Raw genomic sequence first — 14,527 nt, forward strand, 5'->3', positions numbered from 1 at the left:
ATGATATTAAAATTAATATCATGTTTTTAGGCATTATTTTTCAATCAATACTCATTTATCAACAAAATCTATCAAACCATAATAATTATCTATTTGATTTATTTAACAGAAGAGTTTATCTTTGCTTCAACAACAAAGTTAAACCCTAAAAAATAAATTATTATGTCAGTATTAGTAGGAAAAAAAGCGCCTGTGTTTAAAACAAATGCCGTTATAAACGGAAATGAAATTGTAGAAAACTTTTCATTGGATCAGTATGTAGGTAAAAAATATGTCGTATTCTTCTTTTATCCGGCTGATTTTACATTCGTTTGTCCAACCGAACTCCTTGCTTTTCAGGAAAAAATCGCGGAATTTGAATCGCGCAATGTAGCAGTTGTCGGGGCCTCAACCGATTCGGCATTTTCGCACTGGAAATGGCTGCAAACAGAACAAAACGAAGGGGGCATCAAAGGCGTAAGATATCCCATTGTTTCGGATCAAACGCTGACAATCTCCAACAATTACGATGTTTTAGCCGGTAGCCTCGACTATACCGACCAGGGCGACGAAGTTTTTGTAGGAGCTCCCCAAGCATACAGAGGCTTGTTCCTGATAGACAAAGCAGGTGTAGTCCGCTACCAGGTGGTGAACGATATGCCACTCGGCAGAAGCGTTGAAGAAACTATCCGCATGATTGATGCGCTGCAATTCACCGAAGAATATGGCGAAGTATGCCCCGCCAACTGGAAAAAAGGCAAAAAAGGATTGAAAGCCACTCAGGAAGGAATCTCGGCGTACTTATCGGAGCAACACTGATTTGCTAATTAATGAATAAACGCAAAAGGGAGGCTCTTAATATTTGAGCCTCTGCTTTTTTCAAGTTGCCAAAATAGCGTCTTGAAAAGCCCTCTCTTCTAAACACAAAGACCTGCTGAACATTGGTAATTTTATTAGAGGCTTTTATTTGGCAAGTGATTAAAATTTAGTAGATTTGTGGCATAATAAACCAATTAAAACAGAAAGTATGAATAGTAATATGGTAACAGCCCGCATAGACGTATCGAAGCCCGAAGGACGTAAAATAGTCCGAGAGCTTGAAGCAAAAAAAAGCGTAGAACTGGATTATCCTATGCCCGAAGGCATATCGGGGAAAACATACACCCACGAGGAGGTATGGGGAGAGATGTTAGATGAATTGAGCGAATACTACGGCTGTGATATGCGTAAATTAGTTGTTCTATGATCTACAAAATACAGTACTCTGAAGAATCTCGTATTGATATAAAAGAATTGGGTTATGTTATTCGAGAAAAATATAATGCGCCAATTACTGCTGCAAAATATATTATTGGCATAATTCACGAAATAAAACAACTCACAACTAACCCCGAAATATACGCCATACAAACCCGACAATCGTTAAAACAATACGGCCACAACGTCCGCCGGTTAAACTACAAGAAAATGGCCATTATCTACACCGTTCACGGCACAACGGTTTACATACACCGCATTGTTCCGGCAAATACTATTTCGGGACTTTCGCTGTAATAGTTTGACAAACCATTTATATATCGGGGAAGCTGTAATTTATTACGGCTTCCTTATTTTTATCTAAATTCGTGTCCCGATTTCGTCCCGCCCATATTAATCAAAAAAAGCACACAACCAATTTATAATTAATTAGTTATATGCTTTCTTGTCGGGGTAGCGGGATTCGAACCCACGACCCCCTGCTCCCAAAGCAGGTGCGCTAACCGGACTGCGCTACACCCCGTTTTCCGTAAATGCGAGTGCAAAGATATAAAAAAATTGAAGAATGAAGAATGATGAACAAAAAAAATCCCCTTTTATGTAAAATAATCGCGAGATTTTCGCGATTGACTGTCAACTCAACCAATAAATTCAATACTTTTGTACAAAAATCGGAAAAATAAAAGACAAAAAATATTATGTATAGAAATTATACTTGTGGAGAATTGACCTTGACCAATGTTGGTAAAGAAGTAAGCTTGGCCGGATGGGTGCAGAAATCGCGTAAACTTGGCGGTGGAATAACTTTTGTTGATTTGCGCGACCGCTATGGTATTACGCAACTGGCTTTTAATAAAAATACGAACGCCGAAATATACGAAGAGGGGAATAAACTGGGACGCGAATGGGTGGTGCAGGTAACCGGCTTGGTGCAGGAACGGTCGAGCAAAAACCCCAATATTCCGACTGGCGATATAGAAATCGTTGTTTCGGAAATCCTTGTCCTCAATTCGTCCGAGACCCCTCCTTTCACCATTGAGAATGAAACGGACGGCGGTGAAGACATCCGAATGAAATACCGCTATCTTGATTTGAGGCGTACACCGGTGCGCGCGAATCTCGAATTACGCCACAAAATAGCCTTTGAAACGCGCCGCTACCTCGATAACCTGAAGTTCATGGAGGTAGAAACCCCTGTGCTGATAGGTTCTACACCCGAAGGAGCCCGCGACTTTATCGTGCCTTCGCGAATGAATCCCGGACAATTTTATGCTTTGCCGCAATCGCCGCAGTTGTTCAAGCAATTGTTGATGGTTTCGGGCTTCGACCGGTATTTTCAGATTGTGAAGTGCTTCAGAGACGAGGATTTACGCGCCGACCGCCAGCCCGAGTTTACACAGATAGACTGCGAAATGTCGTTTGTGGAGCAGGAAGATGTATTGCAAACATTTGAGGGACTGGCCAAAAACCTGTTTAAGACAGTAAAAGGTATCGACATCCCCGATTTTCCGCGAATGACCTACGCCGATGCCATGCGCTATTATGGTTCGGACAAACCGGACACGCGTTTTGAAATGAAATTCTCGGAAATTAAAGACCTGACAACCGACTGCAATTTTGCCGTATTCGATAGCGTTGAATATGTGGGCGCCATCTGCGCAAAAGGCTGTGCCGGATATACCCGCAAGCAACTGGACGAACTGACCGATTTTGTGAAACGTCCGCAGATAGGAGCGAAAGGCCTTATCTATATGAGATGCGAACAGGACGGAAGCTATAAATCGTCTGTCGATAAATTCTATAATCAGGAATATTTGTCGAAGTGGGCCGAACGATGTGGCGCCGAAGCAGGCGATTTACTCCTTGTTATATGTGGTGAAACAGAAAAAGCCCAAAAACAACTCTGCGAACTTCGCCTCGAAATGGGAGAACGCCTGGGACTGAAAGACAAAAACGTATTCAGCTGTTTGTGGGTGATTGATTTCCCCTTGTTGGAGAAAGACGAAGAACTGGGACGGTATTTTGCCAAACACCATCCGTTCACCAGCCCGAACGCCGACGATATTCAGCTGCTGGAATCCGATCCGGGAGCCGTTCGCGCCAGCGCCTACGATATGGTTATCAACGGTGTGGAAGTAGGCGGCGGATCGGTGCGCATACACAACAGCGATTTGCAGCAAAAAATGTTCGGCATACTGGGCTTTACCGAAGAGAAAGCGCAAGCCCAATTCGGCTTTTTGATGAATGCCTTTAAGTATGGCGCACCGCCTCATGCCGGTCTGGCTTTTGGTCTCGACCGCCTGGTGTCGTTGTTTGCCGGATTGGATTCGATACGCGACTGCATTGCGTTCCCCAAAAACACATCGGGAAGAGATGTAATGATAGATGCCCCATCGGAAATAGATCAGGAGCAACTGGACGAACTTCGCCTGAGCGTAAATTCAGAATCTATTTAACAGATTCTTACCGGAATAACCCAAAAATAGAACTACGAAAGAGGCTGTCTCATAAGTCTCTTCTCTGAATTTGTCATTGCGGGTCGGAGCCTGCAATGACAGACTTATGACACAGCCCCTTCGCGTGTAAAAAAGTTTGCTGATCCCCCATAAACAGCCTTAAACGTGTAAAGGATGCAAGATTATGAGACGGGGAGTATAAAAAGTGTTAATTGCTAAAATATTCTTATCACATAATGCGTCTTATTATATGTGTACTTAGTATATTTGCAACCTCAATTTAATAAGTACACTTATTATAAATAGTAATTGATGACAGATACAGTAGATAACAGTCTTTTTTGCCGGACAGATGACGATATAGGTTGCTTAATTTGGCAACTGACAAAGATTTGGCAACGCGGAAAACACCGGAATATGGGTGAATTTGGCATCACCGGCTCGCAAATGGAAGTTCTGGGCGCTATAAAAAAATTACAGGACGAAGTTGAGATTACCCAGATAATTTTGTCGCAGGAAACAAACATCGACCCAATGACCGTATCGACCATCCTGAAAAATTTGCAGAAAAAAGGACTGATCACCCGAAAAGAAAGCAAGGTGGATACCCGGGCAAGAATTGTAGAACTTACCGACATGGGAAATGTGTTGATATGCAAGGCGTTTTTAAAGTTTCAGAAAATGCAGGAAGCGCTTTTCAAGCGTATTGATAAAGACGTACTAAGAGATCAGTTAAAGTTATTATTATCAGAATTAAATAAATTAGAAATTCAATAAATAGTTAAAGGTATGAGATTTAAAAGATTAAGTTTAGGAGTATTATCTCTATTTTTAGTTTCTTGTGGCGGTGGTTTTAGCCTGCAGGAAGAAGCGCCGAAAGAATATGCGACAATAGCCGTTGCGAAGCAAAGCGCCGAACTGCAGTCGGTATATCCGGTAACGATAAAAGGGCAGGAAGACATTGACATAAAACCGCGCGTAGATGGTTTTATCGAAGAAATTTATATAGATGAAGGTTCGGTGGTGAAAAAGGGACAAGCCTTGTTTAAAATAAATTCGCCCCAATCGGTACAAGCATACAATACGGCTGTGGCAGCAGTAAATAGCGCCGAAGCACAAGTGAATACGGCAAAACTGAACGTGGACAGGCTCCGCCCCTTAGCCGAAAAAGGCATCATAAGCAATGTGCAGCTGGAAACCACCCTGAATGCTTACGAAACAGCCAAAGCCGGATTAGCTCAGGCCAAAGCCGTGCAAACAAATGCTCAATCGGTATTGGGCTGGACAACCGTAACGAGCCCCGTGAATGGCGTGGCCGGTTCTATTCCTTTCCGTCAGGGAAGTTTGGTCAACAACTCGAATGTATTGACAACAATAGCCAACACAAGCAATGTATATGCCTACTTTTCGCTGAACGAAAAAGAATTGCTGGAATTGTTGAACACACTGGAAGGCCGTACTCAGGCCGAAAAAATCAAAACTCTGCCGGCTGTTACCCTCACGCTTGCCGATGGCTCGGTTTATGCCGAACCGGGCAAAATTGAAACAATCTCGGGCTCGGTAAACGTAACAACAGGCGCTGCCACATTCAGGGCATCATTCCCCAATGCTCAAGGAATTTTGAGGAGTGGAACAAGCGGTAAACTCTCCATACCCAAAGTATTGAACGATGTATTTGTGATACCACAGAAAGCAGCCTTCTCTCAGCAGAATAAAGTGTTGGTATATAAGGTACAAGCCGACTCTGTTGTACAAAAAGTTATTGACGTATTACCAAGCCCTGACGGACAAAGCTATGCCGTTACAAGTGGTCTGAGCGTGGGCGATGTAATTATAGCCGACGGCGTTGCCACTTTGAGTGATGGTAAAAAAATAAAACTAAACTAATCGCTTACTGATTAGAAAACCTATAAAAGAGAAATTACAATGTTAAAGACATTTATAGAAAGACCTGTATTATCCACCGTAATCTCAATTATTATTGTGGTGCTGGGAATCATTGGCTTGGCAACATTGCCGGTTGAACAATATCCCGATATTGCGCCTCCTACGGTGCAGGTGCAGGCAAATTATCCGGGCGCGAATGCGGATGTGGTAATGAACAGTGTGGTTATTCCACTCGAAGAGCAGATAAATGGTGTGGAAGGGATGACTTACATGACCTCGTCAGCCGGCAATGGTATGGCGCAACTGAGGGTTTTCTTCCGTCAAGGTGTGAATCCTGATATTGCCGCCGTTAACGTGCAGAATCTGGTTGCCCGTGCAACACCCTTGTTACCTCAGGAAGTAACCCGCGTGGGGGTAACGGTGCAGAAACAGCAAAACAGTACATTGCTTGGTTTAACCTTAGTTACCAACAACCCCGATTACGATGGTCAGTTTTTGCAGAACTGGGCGAATATCAACCTTTTGCCGCAGATAAAGCGTGTTTATGGCGTGGGTAGCGCCAGTGTTTTTGGAGCAAGGGACTATTCGATGCGTATTTGGTTGAATCCGGTAGCCATGGCTTCGTACAAAATGTCGGAGCAAGAAGTAGTCGCCGCGTTGCAAGATCAAAATATTGAAGCAGCCCCCGGCGAAGTAGGGCAAAACAGCAATCAATCTTTTCAGTATGTACTGAAATTCACCGGAAAGTTGAAATCGGTTGAAGAGTTTGAGGATATTATTATCCGCTCGCAAAACGGTCAGCTACTACGTGTAAAGGATGTGGCGCGAGTTGAATTAGGCTCGTTAACCTACATCGTTAGTTCTCAAACCAACAAGAAAGATGCGGTATTTATTCAAATCGCCCAGACAGCAGGTTCCAATGCTCAAGAGGTGATTAATAACGTAAAAGAAGTAATTAATGATGCAAATTTCCCTCCGGGAGTTGAAGTAACCTACATGATGGACTCCAGCGAGTTCCTCGACGAATCTATCTCCAAGGTAATTCATACCCTGTTCGAGGCATTTATTCTGGTGTTCTTCGTAGTATTTATTTTCCTTCAGGACTTCCGTTCGACCTTGATACCGGCCATTGCCGTGCCGGTGGCCATTATCGGTACGTTCTTCTTCCTGCAAGTATTCGGATTCTCGATAAACCTGTTGACATTGTTTGCGCTGGTGTTGGCTATCGGTATTGTGGTGGATGACGCCATAGTCGTAGTGGAGGCCGTCCATGCTCAATTGGAGGCCGGCGAAAAAGATGCGAAAACAGCAACCATAAAGGCGATGACAGAAATTGCTCCGGCCATCGTATCCATTACCCTGGTTATGGCGGCGGTGTTTATCCCCGTCAGCTTTATCGGTGGAACATCCGGTGTATTCTTCAAGCAGTTCGGTTTAACATTGGCTATTGCCATCCTCATATCAGCCGTAAATGCCTTGACCTTGAGCCCTGCACTTTGCGCCCTGTTTCTGAAAGCGCAGCACAAAGACGGTAACGAAAAGCATAAAGGTCTGCTGCAAAGTTTTTATTACAACTTCAACCGGTTTTTTAATGCCAGCACATCGAAATACAAATCAAGCCTTCACTTTTTAGGCAAACGCGGACACCGCTGGATTACGGTAGCTATCATCATTGTTTCTACCGTTATTTTGGCCGGATTAATGAAAGTGCTTCCTACCGGTTTGGTGCCCAACGAAGATAGTGGTGGTGTATTGGCCTTCGTAACCTTGCCTCCGGGTTCGTCGCTCGAACGCTCGGATACAATAGTGAAACAAATAGTGGATATTGCCAGCTCCATCGATGGTGTACAGGCTGTAACCAATATTACCGGTGTTAACTTTATGGCAGGGCTTGGCAGTTCCTACGGTACAGCCATCATCAAGATGAAACCATGGGGCGAACGCAAGCTATCGACTGCCGATGTATCCGCCATACTGAAAGATACAACGAGCCATATAACCAATGCCAGCTTCTTCTTTGTAGCCACCCCTACCCTGCAAGGTTTTGGATTGGGCGCGGGCGTCGAAATGCAGTTGCAGGACAGGCATGGCGGCGACATTAACCACTTCTACAACATTAGCCAAAATTTGATTGCCAAATTGCAGCAAAGCGAGAAAGTGATGATGGTTATGAGTAACTTTAATCCCAACTTCCCGCAAAAGGAACTGGTAGCCGATATTCCCAAAATAAAAGCGGCCGGTTTAACTCTCACTTCGGTGATGAATACCTTGCAGGTATATATTGGTAGCTCGTATGTTTCCACCGTCAATTTATACGGAAAACAGTTCCGCGTGATGGTGCAGGCCGATGCGCAATACCGCAGCAAACTGAAAGACCTGAACGGAATTACTGTTCGAACAGGTAGTGGAGAAATGGCGCCTATCACCGAATTTATATCCATAAACGATGTAAGCGCACCACAAACGCTGAACCGCTTCAATATGTTCCAATCCATAGACGTAACCATTATTCCGAATATACCAAAAGGATACGGTTCGGGAGATATTATCCAGTTGATGGAAGAGTTATCGAAAGATAAAACAATTCTTCCCGACGGCTACAGCTACGAGTACGGTGGTATGACACGCGAAGAAGCCGACAGCGGCAGCAAAACCATTCTGATATTCGGTATATGCCTTATATTCGTTTACTTGTTGCTCTGCGCCTTGTACGAAAGCTACATCCTGCCATTGGCCGTAATATTCTCATTGCCTATCGGCTTGGCCGGTGTATTCGTATTCCTGATGGCATTCGGACTATCGTATGGTATTGTAAACAACATATATGTGCAGATTTCCATGATTATGTTGATAGGCTTGCTAGCCAAGAACGCCATTCTTATTGTGGAGTATGCCGTGCAACGCCGCCAGCAGGGAATGAGTATTATTGAAGCCGCCATAAATGGCGCCGTAGCCCGTTTGCGCCCTATCCTGATGACCTCCTTTGCATTCATCTTCGGGTTGTTGCCTTTGGCTATGGCTTCGGGAGCAGGCGCTATCGGTAACAAATCCATCGGTATCAGCGCTATCGGAGGGATGCTTTTTGGTACATTGATAGGCGTATTGGTTATCCCATCGCTCTATATCATCTTCCAAAGCATTCAGGATAAGTTTAGCAAGTCAGGATTTATAAATTCAAACGATGAGGTTATCTCCGGGAAACATTAACTAGTTAATAAAAGAATGATGAATACAAAATATTATAAAGGAATAGTCCTGTTGGGGGTGATAACCTCCATGGGGCTCTCGTCCTGCCAGCTTACAAATAAGTACAAAGCGCCCGAAATAGATTCGGAAAAGCTTTACAGGGATTATGCGAATACCAGCGATACAACCACCATCGCCAATATTCCCTGGAAAGAATACTTCAAAGACCCTGCTCTTCAAACATTGATAGATGATGCCCTGGCCAACAACTACGATATGCGCGTGGTGGCCGAGCGCATCAAACAAGCCGAGGCTGCTTTGGGTATGGCGCGCGCCGCTTATTTCCCCAATATAGCCATTGCCGGACAGGTGAATCAGACACGGACAAGCGTCAACAGGACTACCGGCGAAAAAGACATACTGGGCCCTCATACCGAGCAATATACCCTGGGTATTGCTGCCAGTTGGGAGTTGGATGTGTGGGGCAAGCTGAACCGCCAGCAACGTGCCCGGTATGCCGATATGCTGAACAGTTATGCCGGACAGAACCTCGTCCGCACCTCCCTGATTTCAAATATAGCGATTTCGTATTATTCGTTACTGGCGCTCGACGAACAGTTGCGCATATCAAAAGAAAGCATTGCATTGATGCAGGAAAGCGTTTCGACAATGGAAGCCTTGATGAATGCCGGTTTGCAAAACGGAGCCGCCGTAGAACAGATAAAAGCTTCGTTGTATCAGGTACAGGCAAACCTTCCCGATTTGGAAAGCAATATCAGCAAGCTTGAGAATACGATTTGCCTGCTGACGGGGAAAGCTCCGGGCTATGTTCAACGAACTAACTTAAATGAACAAAGCGTTCCCAGCGAACTGGCTGCGGGTGTTCCGTACCAGATGTTGGCAAAACGTCCCGATGTAAAGCAAGCAGAACTGTCGTTCCGTTCGGCTTTTGAAATGACCAATGCTGCGCAAGCAAGTTTCTACCCTTCCATATCCTTGAGTTCGGGTACACTGGGTTTTACGAATATGAATACCTTAAGCGGTTTCTTTAAGCCGGAACATATTTTTGCCAATATTGTAGCAGGTTTTACCCAACCTCTTTTTGCGCGGAAACAGCTGCTCACCCAGTATAAAGTGGCAAAAGCCGAACAACAAGCTACATTGCTCACATTCGAGAAAACCGTTCTGGCAGCAGGAAAAGAAGTGTCGGATATTCTGTTCACATTCCAATCTTCGCTGAAGAAAAATGAGATAAGAACCAAGCAAGTAGAATCGCTGAACAAAGCAGTATCCTTTACCCAGGAATTGCTGAAAGCAGGCGAGGCCAATTACCTCGAAGTAATCACCTCGGAACAAAACCTGCTTCAGGCGCAACTTAGCCAGGTGAGCGATAAACTGCAACAACTGCAAGCCACATCCGACCTTTACAGGGCGCTGGGTGGCGGTGCAGAATAATATTTTAACGGTAATATATTGTAGGGGCGAACCGATGTGTTCGCCCTTGCTCTTTTAAACAACTCGTAGGGGAGGTAAACCATAAGTGTTCGAAACCTCGTCCGAACGGGAGCGACCGGAAGTATATTAGCGCAAGACTTCCCAAGTTTTGAAAACTTGGGAAGTCTGATCCTACGTTCAACAAAGAGCAGGATTTTTTTGTAATCCTGCTCTTTTTGTGTATTTCCTGCGATTATTTTCTTACAACAAATCGTTCGGTATAGGTGTTGTCGGCTGTTTTTACGCTTAGGATATAAACACCGCTGGCAATGCCGGAGAGGTCTATCTCGCCTTGGTCTTTTTGCGAAATGATTTCCTGACCGTTTATTGAGAATATGCGTATGCTTTCTATCTTTTCGGGGGTTTCAACAATGATGTTGTCGCTTGCCGGATTGGGATAGAGCGTCAGTTTGCCCGATGCGGAAACGGTTTTGTGTAAACCCGTCTGGTTGTCGCTTTTCACTATTTTGAAGGCATCGAAAAGTGTCGGCGTGCCTTCGTTGTCCACCGTGTAGGTGGAAACGGTGATGGCGTCGGTCGAAACTTTTATGCTGCTGAAAGTGGGTTCGCTCGTTTGTCCGAATTTGTTGAACAGGGAGAAGAAGTTGCTTACGCCGTGTTTGTCGAAAGCGGCATTCATCTGTTCTTCCGAGCGTGGATAGTATTTCTTTTGTCCGGCTGAGTTATTGAGGAAATACAGCGCTCCTTCGGATACGTCGAACGTTCCACCGTTTTTGCCGGTTACGCTTTCGCTTGGGGCGCAATTAACGGTGCCATCAGCATAGGTAGGTGTTACTGTTTGCTGGTCGGATACGGCATTGGGCAAGTGTGTGTAACGGATTCCTTCTGCTGTGTTATCTACGTTTATTACGCCGATGACTTCGTAGATATGGTCGTGTGCCTGTATGGCAAAGTCTGCTCCAATTTCCTGCAATACAGGTGCGATTCTTTCGCGCACAAAACGTCCATCCCCGTCGTCCTGGTGCGATGAGCTGCCGGTGAACATACTTTTGTGAAATGCCACAATTTTCCATTTTACATCGGTGTGAGCGGCTGCCTGCGCCCTAAGCCATTCGGCAATACCATTGATATAGGTCTCGTTATCATCGCCGGCAACATAAGGCAGGGGAATGTTCTCGAAGTTGATGACCATAAAGAGGGCATCGCCATAGACGAAAGAGTAAACCGTGCCGTTCATATTGGTTTTGGCTGCGCCGGTGCGCGTGGTGTTGTACAGTGTATCGGTGTTGAAATGGTGAAACCAGTTGTGTGTCGGGCTGATGTCGTGGTTGCCCTGCACGGGTACGATGGGCAGTTGCAACCAGGAGGATTGCATTTTTTCAAACCATTGTTCCCATTCCCATTCCGCGCTGCCGCTGTATCCGTAGTCTTCGTAGCCGGGTATGTGGTAGGTTTCCACGAAGTCGCCGGTGCAGAGGAGGAATTTGGCATTGGGCAAAAGGCTGTGAGCTGCTTCAACGGTTTTTTTGGATACGTCAAACATTTCGTCGGTGTTTGCCTGCGTGTCGGTGATGTAGATAAATTCAAAGTCATCTTTGTTTGCCTTGGCTGTGGTGAATGTGCCGGTTTGGCTCCATGCACCGTTTACTCCGCCCACACGGTAGGAATACGTGGTGTTGGCTTGCAAACCGCTAATCACTGCCTTGTTACTGATGTAACTTCTCGTTACGCCCTTTGCAAAACCGCTGGAATTGGCTATTCCGGTGTTGTTGTTGCTGTTGGCGATATAAACCAAATCGTTCACCACAACCGGTGTGGCGTTGATTTCTCTTGCTCCGCTGAAATCGCTTGTGTTGCCGGCTTTCAGTTGCAATTTCGTACCGGTTACGCCTGCGTTGGTAAACCATGATGCGCCGAATTGCGAAGTAGGGTCGCCGTTGACGGTTACGTTTACATTGTAAGGATAATCCTTAGAGACCAATACGGAATTGTCGGGATTGCCGGCTTGTACCGTACGCTGATACAAAGTCCACGACGGAACGGTGTAATCGGCTTCTGTCTGCGCATTCACATTTAAACTTGCGATTAATAGCACACTTGCAAAAATAGTAATTTTCTTCATCTTTTTATTAATTAAATTAACGTTACAAAGGTAGGCGCGGCATGTAACGAATGCGTGAAAGAAAAGAAACGAAACTATGAAGATATCATAACGGAAAGGTTATGTTCAAAAAGATACAACACAAAAATCCAGATTCATTGGGAGGCTGTCTCTATTATTTTGAAGTGATAGTAAACACAAAATCGGGCTGAACGAGGTAGTGAATATCAAAAGCCGAGTTGTTATCCGTCAGTTTTTCGATAGCCGAAAACATCCCTTGACTTTCCGGTTTAAATGGCAGGACATATAATTCCTTCAACAAGTCGATTCCGGGCAATCTCAAGGCTTTATATAAGGTTTCCTTTGCCGACCAGTGCAACAATAAGTGTATTAATTCGTTCCCGGGGTCAATGTATTCATCCGGCGATATAAAACGGTGGCGGATTCGTTTAACCTTCCCGGTTATATATTGTATGTCAATTCCCAGGTATTGCTTTTTGTTCAACACAACCGCCACATAGCCCCGCGTATGCGATATGGATATATTCACGCTTTCGTCTTCCACGTATGGACTGCCCGATGGCCGGTATAATATTTTATCCTCCTTTCCGGTCAATTGTTTGAACAACACCCTCACTGCCAAGCGTTCTATCATCCGGGGTTCCGACTTCATCCGCAGAATGTCATCGAGTAAAGACTGATCATCAAGCAGCGAAAGCAGTTGTTCCTTCGTTTCATCAATTTTCCAAATTGCCCAAAGCGTATCGTCTGTTTGTCCTTTTCTGAAAATCATGTTGTGTATTTTTGATAGAGCGTTATGCCATATAAAATTCATCCGTGTCCCAATTGGCCGGATTGTTTACAATGTATTCCAATATGGGTTGATACGATTTATCATTTCGGATGATGTGTTCATAATAGTTGCGTTGCCAAAGTTTTTTATTAAATGGCGGCCAATCCAATGTTTTCACACCGCGAATATATTCGTTGGTGGACATGGTTTTAAACCATTGAATAACCCTGTGTAGGGGCGAACCTACGTGTTCGCCCAAAATAGGTTCATTATGGCATCTATCTTCATTTTGGCAAACGTGTGCATTATTAGGGCAGACACGTAGGTCTGCCCCTACATCATCACCACCCGTATTCACGATAATGACATGAAAATGATTCGGCATAACAACATACTCACTTAATTCAATATCGGGGAATTTATTCGATAATTCCAAACACCATTTTTCAACCATTTTCCCCGCATCATTCAACACCATTTCACCATCCTCAATTTTCCCAAAACGGCATACCCTGTCCTGACAACATATCGTAACAAAATACAATCCTTCTTGCGAATAATCGTAATCTTTCAGGCGGATGCTGCGACGATGGTGAATAGATGGATTAAACTTATCCATATTTGTGTATCGTAGGGGCGCACCTGTGTGTGCGCCCTGTATAATTTATATAATTTGGAACATTGGGGTATTGGGCAGACACGTAGGTCTGCCCCTACTGCCCCGATTTCCTTGTGCATTATTGGGCGAACACGTAGGTTCGCCCCTACTGCCCCGATTTCCTTGTGCATTATTGGGCGAACACGTAGGTTCGCCCCTACTGCCCCGATTTCCTTGTGCATTATTGGGCGAACACGTAGGTTCGCCCCTACTGCCCCGATTTCCTTGTGCATTATTGGGCGAACACGTAGGTTCGCCCCTACTGTCCCGATTTCCGTCCGTGCAATTTATAAAATTTGTTCCTGTCGAATTTTTCGTAACGGGGGGTGGTGGGTTTGTAGGTTTCGTCGTCCCAGAGGGGGCTGGTGAGCATGAGGTCGGCGCTGTATCGGTTGCAGGCGATGGGCACATTATGCACGCGGCATTGACGCAGCAACATCATAATGTCGGCTTCGTGGGGCTGTGCATTCAGGTCGTCGATGAGGAAGATGGCCAAATCTACTTCGTGCCTTACCACCATGGCGGCAATTTCGGCATCGCCTCCCAAGGGGCCGGAGTTCATCCGGGTGATTTCGGCATCTACTCCTTTTTCTTCAAAGGCCTCTTTTACGAGTTGACCGGTTGTACCGGTACATACCAAGTGGTGCTTGGCCAGAAAATCGGCGTTGAAATAGCACCATTCTACCATATCGGCTTTGCGATTATCGTGTGCAACCAGTGCAATTGTCAGTTTTTTGTTCATTGTTTTTTTTATT

At 45.0% G+C, this 14,527-nt stretch carries 12 protein-coding genes and 1 tRNA gene; 8 read left to right on the forward strand and 5 right to left on the reverse strand.

Going from position 1 to position 14,527, the window contains the following annotated elements; all coding sequences use genetic code 11:
- Window positions 1-162 precede the first annotated feature (162 nt).
- From ACYPWY_RS03990 to ACYPWY_RS04000, 3 genes are all read left to right on the forward strand, one after another.
- Entirely contained in the window at window positions 163-798 is a 636-nt protein-coding gene (locus ACYPWY_RS03990; RefSeq protein WP_459684144.1) for a peroxiredoxin, read from the forward strand.
- 208 nt (window positions 799-1,006) lie between these two features.
- Window positions 1,007-1,225: a hypothetical protein gene (locus tag ACYPWY_RS03995; protein WP_459684145.1), complete on the forward strand. Its 219-nt coding sequence runs from the start codon at window positions 1,007-1,009 to the stop codon at window positions 1,223-1,225.
- Window positions 1,222-1,533: a type II toxin-antitoxin system RelE/ParE family toxin gene (locus ACYPWY_RS04000; protein WP_459684146.1), complete on the forward strand. Its 312-nt coding sequence runs from the start codon at window positions 1,222-1,224 to the stop codon at window positions 1,531-1,533. The genes ACYPWY_RS03995 and ACYPWY_RS04000 overlap by 4 nt, the downstream gene beginning before the upstream one ends.
- Window positions 1,534-1,684: 151 nt before the next feature.
- Here the strand turns inward: ACYPWY_RS04000 and ACYPWY_RS04005 are convergent.
- Window positions 1,685-1,759 (reverse strand) — tRNA-Pro (locus ACYPWY_RS04005).
- A gap of 175 nt (window positions 1,760-1,934) precedes the next feature.
- On the opposite strand from ACYPWY_RS04005, the gene aspS reads away from it, so the two are divergent.
- The 5 genes from aspS (at window position 1,935) to ACYPWY_RS04030 (ending at window position 10,220) form a co-directional block, all read left to right on the forward strand.
- Window positions 1,935-3,692 carry an aspartate--tRNA ligase gene (gene aspS, locus ACYPWY_RS04010; RefSeq protein ID WP_459684147.1) on the forward strand — a complete coding sequence of 586 codons (1,758 nt, stop codon included), beginning with the start codon at window positions 1,935-1,937 and terminating at the stop codon, window positions 3,690-3,692.
- Between the two features lie 312 nt (window positions 3,693-4,004).
- Window positions 4,005-4,469, forward strand: coding sequence for a MarR family winged helix-turn-helix transcriptional regulator (locus ACYPWY_RS04015; protein ID WP_459684148.1), 465 nt, complete (start codon window positions 4,005-4,007; stop codon window positions 4,467-4,469).
- Window positions 4,470-4,481: 12 nt separating this feature from the next.
- Window positions 4,482-5,579 carry an efflux RND transporter periplasmic adaptor subunit gene (locus tag ACYPWY_RS04020; RefSeq protein ID WP_459684149.1) on the forward strand — a complete coding sequence of 366 codons (1,098 nt, stop codon included), beginning with the start codon at window positions 4,482-4,484 and terminating at the stop codon, window positions 5,577-5,579.
- A gap of 39 nt (window positions 5,580-5,618) precedes the next feature.
- The gene (locus ACYPWY_RS04025) at window positions 5,619-8,786 is read left to right on the forward strand and encodes an efflux RND transporter permease subunit (protein ID WP_459684150.1); all 3,168 of its coding nucleotides are present in this window, start codon (window positions 5,619-5,621) and stop codon (window positions 8,784-8,786) included.
- 15 nt (window positions 8,787-8,801) lie between these two features.
- A complete protein-coding gene (locus tag ACYPWY_RS04030) occupies window positions 8,802-10,220 on the forward strand; it encodes an efflux transporter outer membrane subunit (RefSeq protein ID WP_459684151.1) in 1,419 nt (472 codons plus the stop codon).
- Between the two features lie 232 nt (window positions 10,221-10,452).
- On the opposite strand, the gene ACYPWY_RS04035 is transcribed toward ACYPWY_RS04030, so the two are convergent.
- From ACYPWY_RS04035 to ACYPWY_RS04050, 4 genes are all read right to left on the reverse strand, one after another.
- Window positions 10,453-12,342: a T9SS type A sorting domain-containing protein gene (locus tag ACYPWY_RS04035; RefSeq protein ID WP_459684152.1), complete on the reverse strand. Its 1,890-nt coding sequence runs from the start codon at window positions 12,340-12,342 to the stop codon at window positions 10,453-10,455.
- A 154-nt stretch (window positions 12,343-12,496) separates the two neighbouring features.
- Complete coding sequence (locus tag ACYPWY_RS04040) at window positions 12,497-13,114, reverse strand: 4'-phosphopantetheinyl transferase family protein (protein WP_459684153.1); 618 nt, start codon at window positions 13,112-13,114, stop codon at window positions 12,497-12,499.
- A 22-nt stretch (window positions 13,115-13,136) separates the two neighbouring features.
- Window positions 13,137-13,733 carry a transposase gene (locus ACYPWY_RS04045; RefSeq protein WP_459684154.1) on the reverse strand — a complete coding sequence of 199 codons (597 nt, stop codon included), beginning with the start codon at window positions 13,731-13,733 and terminating at the stop codon, window positions 13,137-13,139.
- 298 nt (window positions 13,734-14,031) lie between these two features.
- Entirely contained in the window at window positions 14,032-14,514 is a 483-nt protein-coding gene (locus tag ACYPWY_RS04050) for a methylglyoxal synthase (protein ID WP_459684155.1), read from the reverse strand.
- Window positions 14,515-14,527 lie beyond the last annotated feature (13 nt).

It is taken from the genome of Viscerimonas tarda (genome assembly GCF_054601255.1).

Bases quoted from the DNA above. Each gene is read 5' to 3' on its own strand.
- ACYPWY_RS03990 (WP_459684144.1), top strand. From the start codon at position 163: ATGTCAGTATTAGTAGGAAAAAAAGCGCCTGTGTTTAAAACAAATGCC.
- ACYPWY_RS03995 (WP_459684145.1), top strand. From the start codon at position 1,007: ATGAATAGTAATATGGTAACAGCCCGCATAGACGTATCGAAGCCCGAA.
- ACYPWY_RS04000 (WP_459684146.1), top strand. From the start codon at position 1,222: ATGATCTACAAAATACAGTACTCTGAAGAATCTCGTATTGATATAAAA.
- aspS (WP_459684147.1), top strand. From the start codon at position 1,935: ATGTATAGAAATTATACTTGTGGAGAATTGACCTTGACCAATGTTGGT.
- ACYPWY_RS04015 (WP_459684148.1), top strand. From the start codon at position 4,005: ATGACAGATACAGTAGATAACAGTCTTTTTTGCCGGACAGATGACGAT.
- ACYPWY_RS04020 (WP_459684149.1), top strand. From the start codon at position 4,482: ATGAGATTTAAAAGATTAAGTTTAGGAGTATTATCTCTATTTTTAGTT.
- ACYPWY_RS04025 (WP_459684150.1), top strand. From the start codon at position 5,619: ATGTTAAAGACATTTATAGAAAGACCTGTATTATCCACCGTAATCTCA.
- ACYPWY_RS04030 (WP_459684151.1), top strand. From the start codon at position 8,802: ATGATGAATACAAAATATTATAAAGGAATAGTCCTGTTGGGGGTGATA.
- ACYPWY_RS04035 (WP_459684152.1), bottom strand. From the start codon at position 12,342: ATGAAGAAAATTACTATTTTTGCAAGTGTGCTATTAATCGCAAGTTTA.
- ACYPWY_RS04040 (WP_459684153.1), bottom strand. From the start codon at position 13,114: ATGATTTTCAGAAAAGGACAAACAGACGATACGCTTTGGGCAATTTGG.
- ACYPWY_RS04045 (WP_459684154.1), bottom strand. From the start codon at position 13,733: ATGGATAAGTTTAATCCATCTATTCACCATCGTCGCAGCATCCGCCTG.
- ACYPWY_RS04050 (WP_459684155.1), bottom strand. From the start codon at position 14,514: ATGAACAAAAAACTGACAATTGCACTGGTTGCACACGATAATCGCAAA.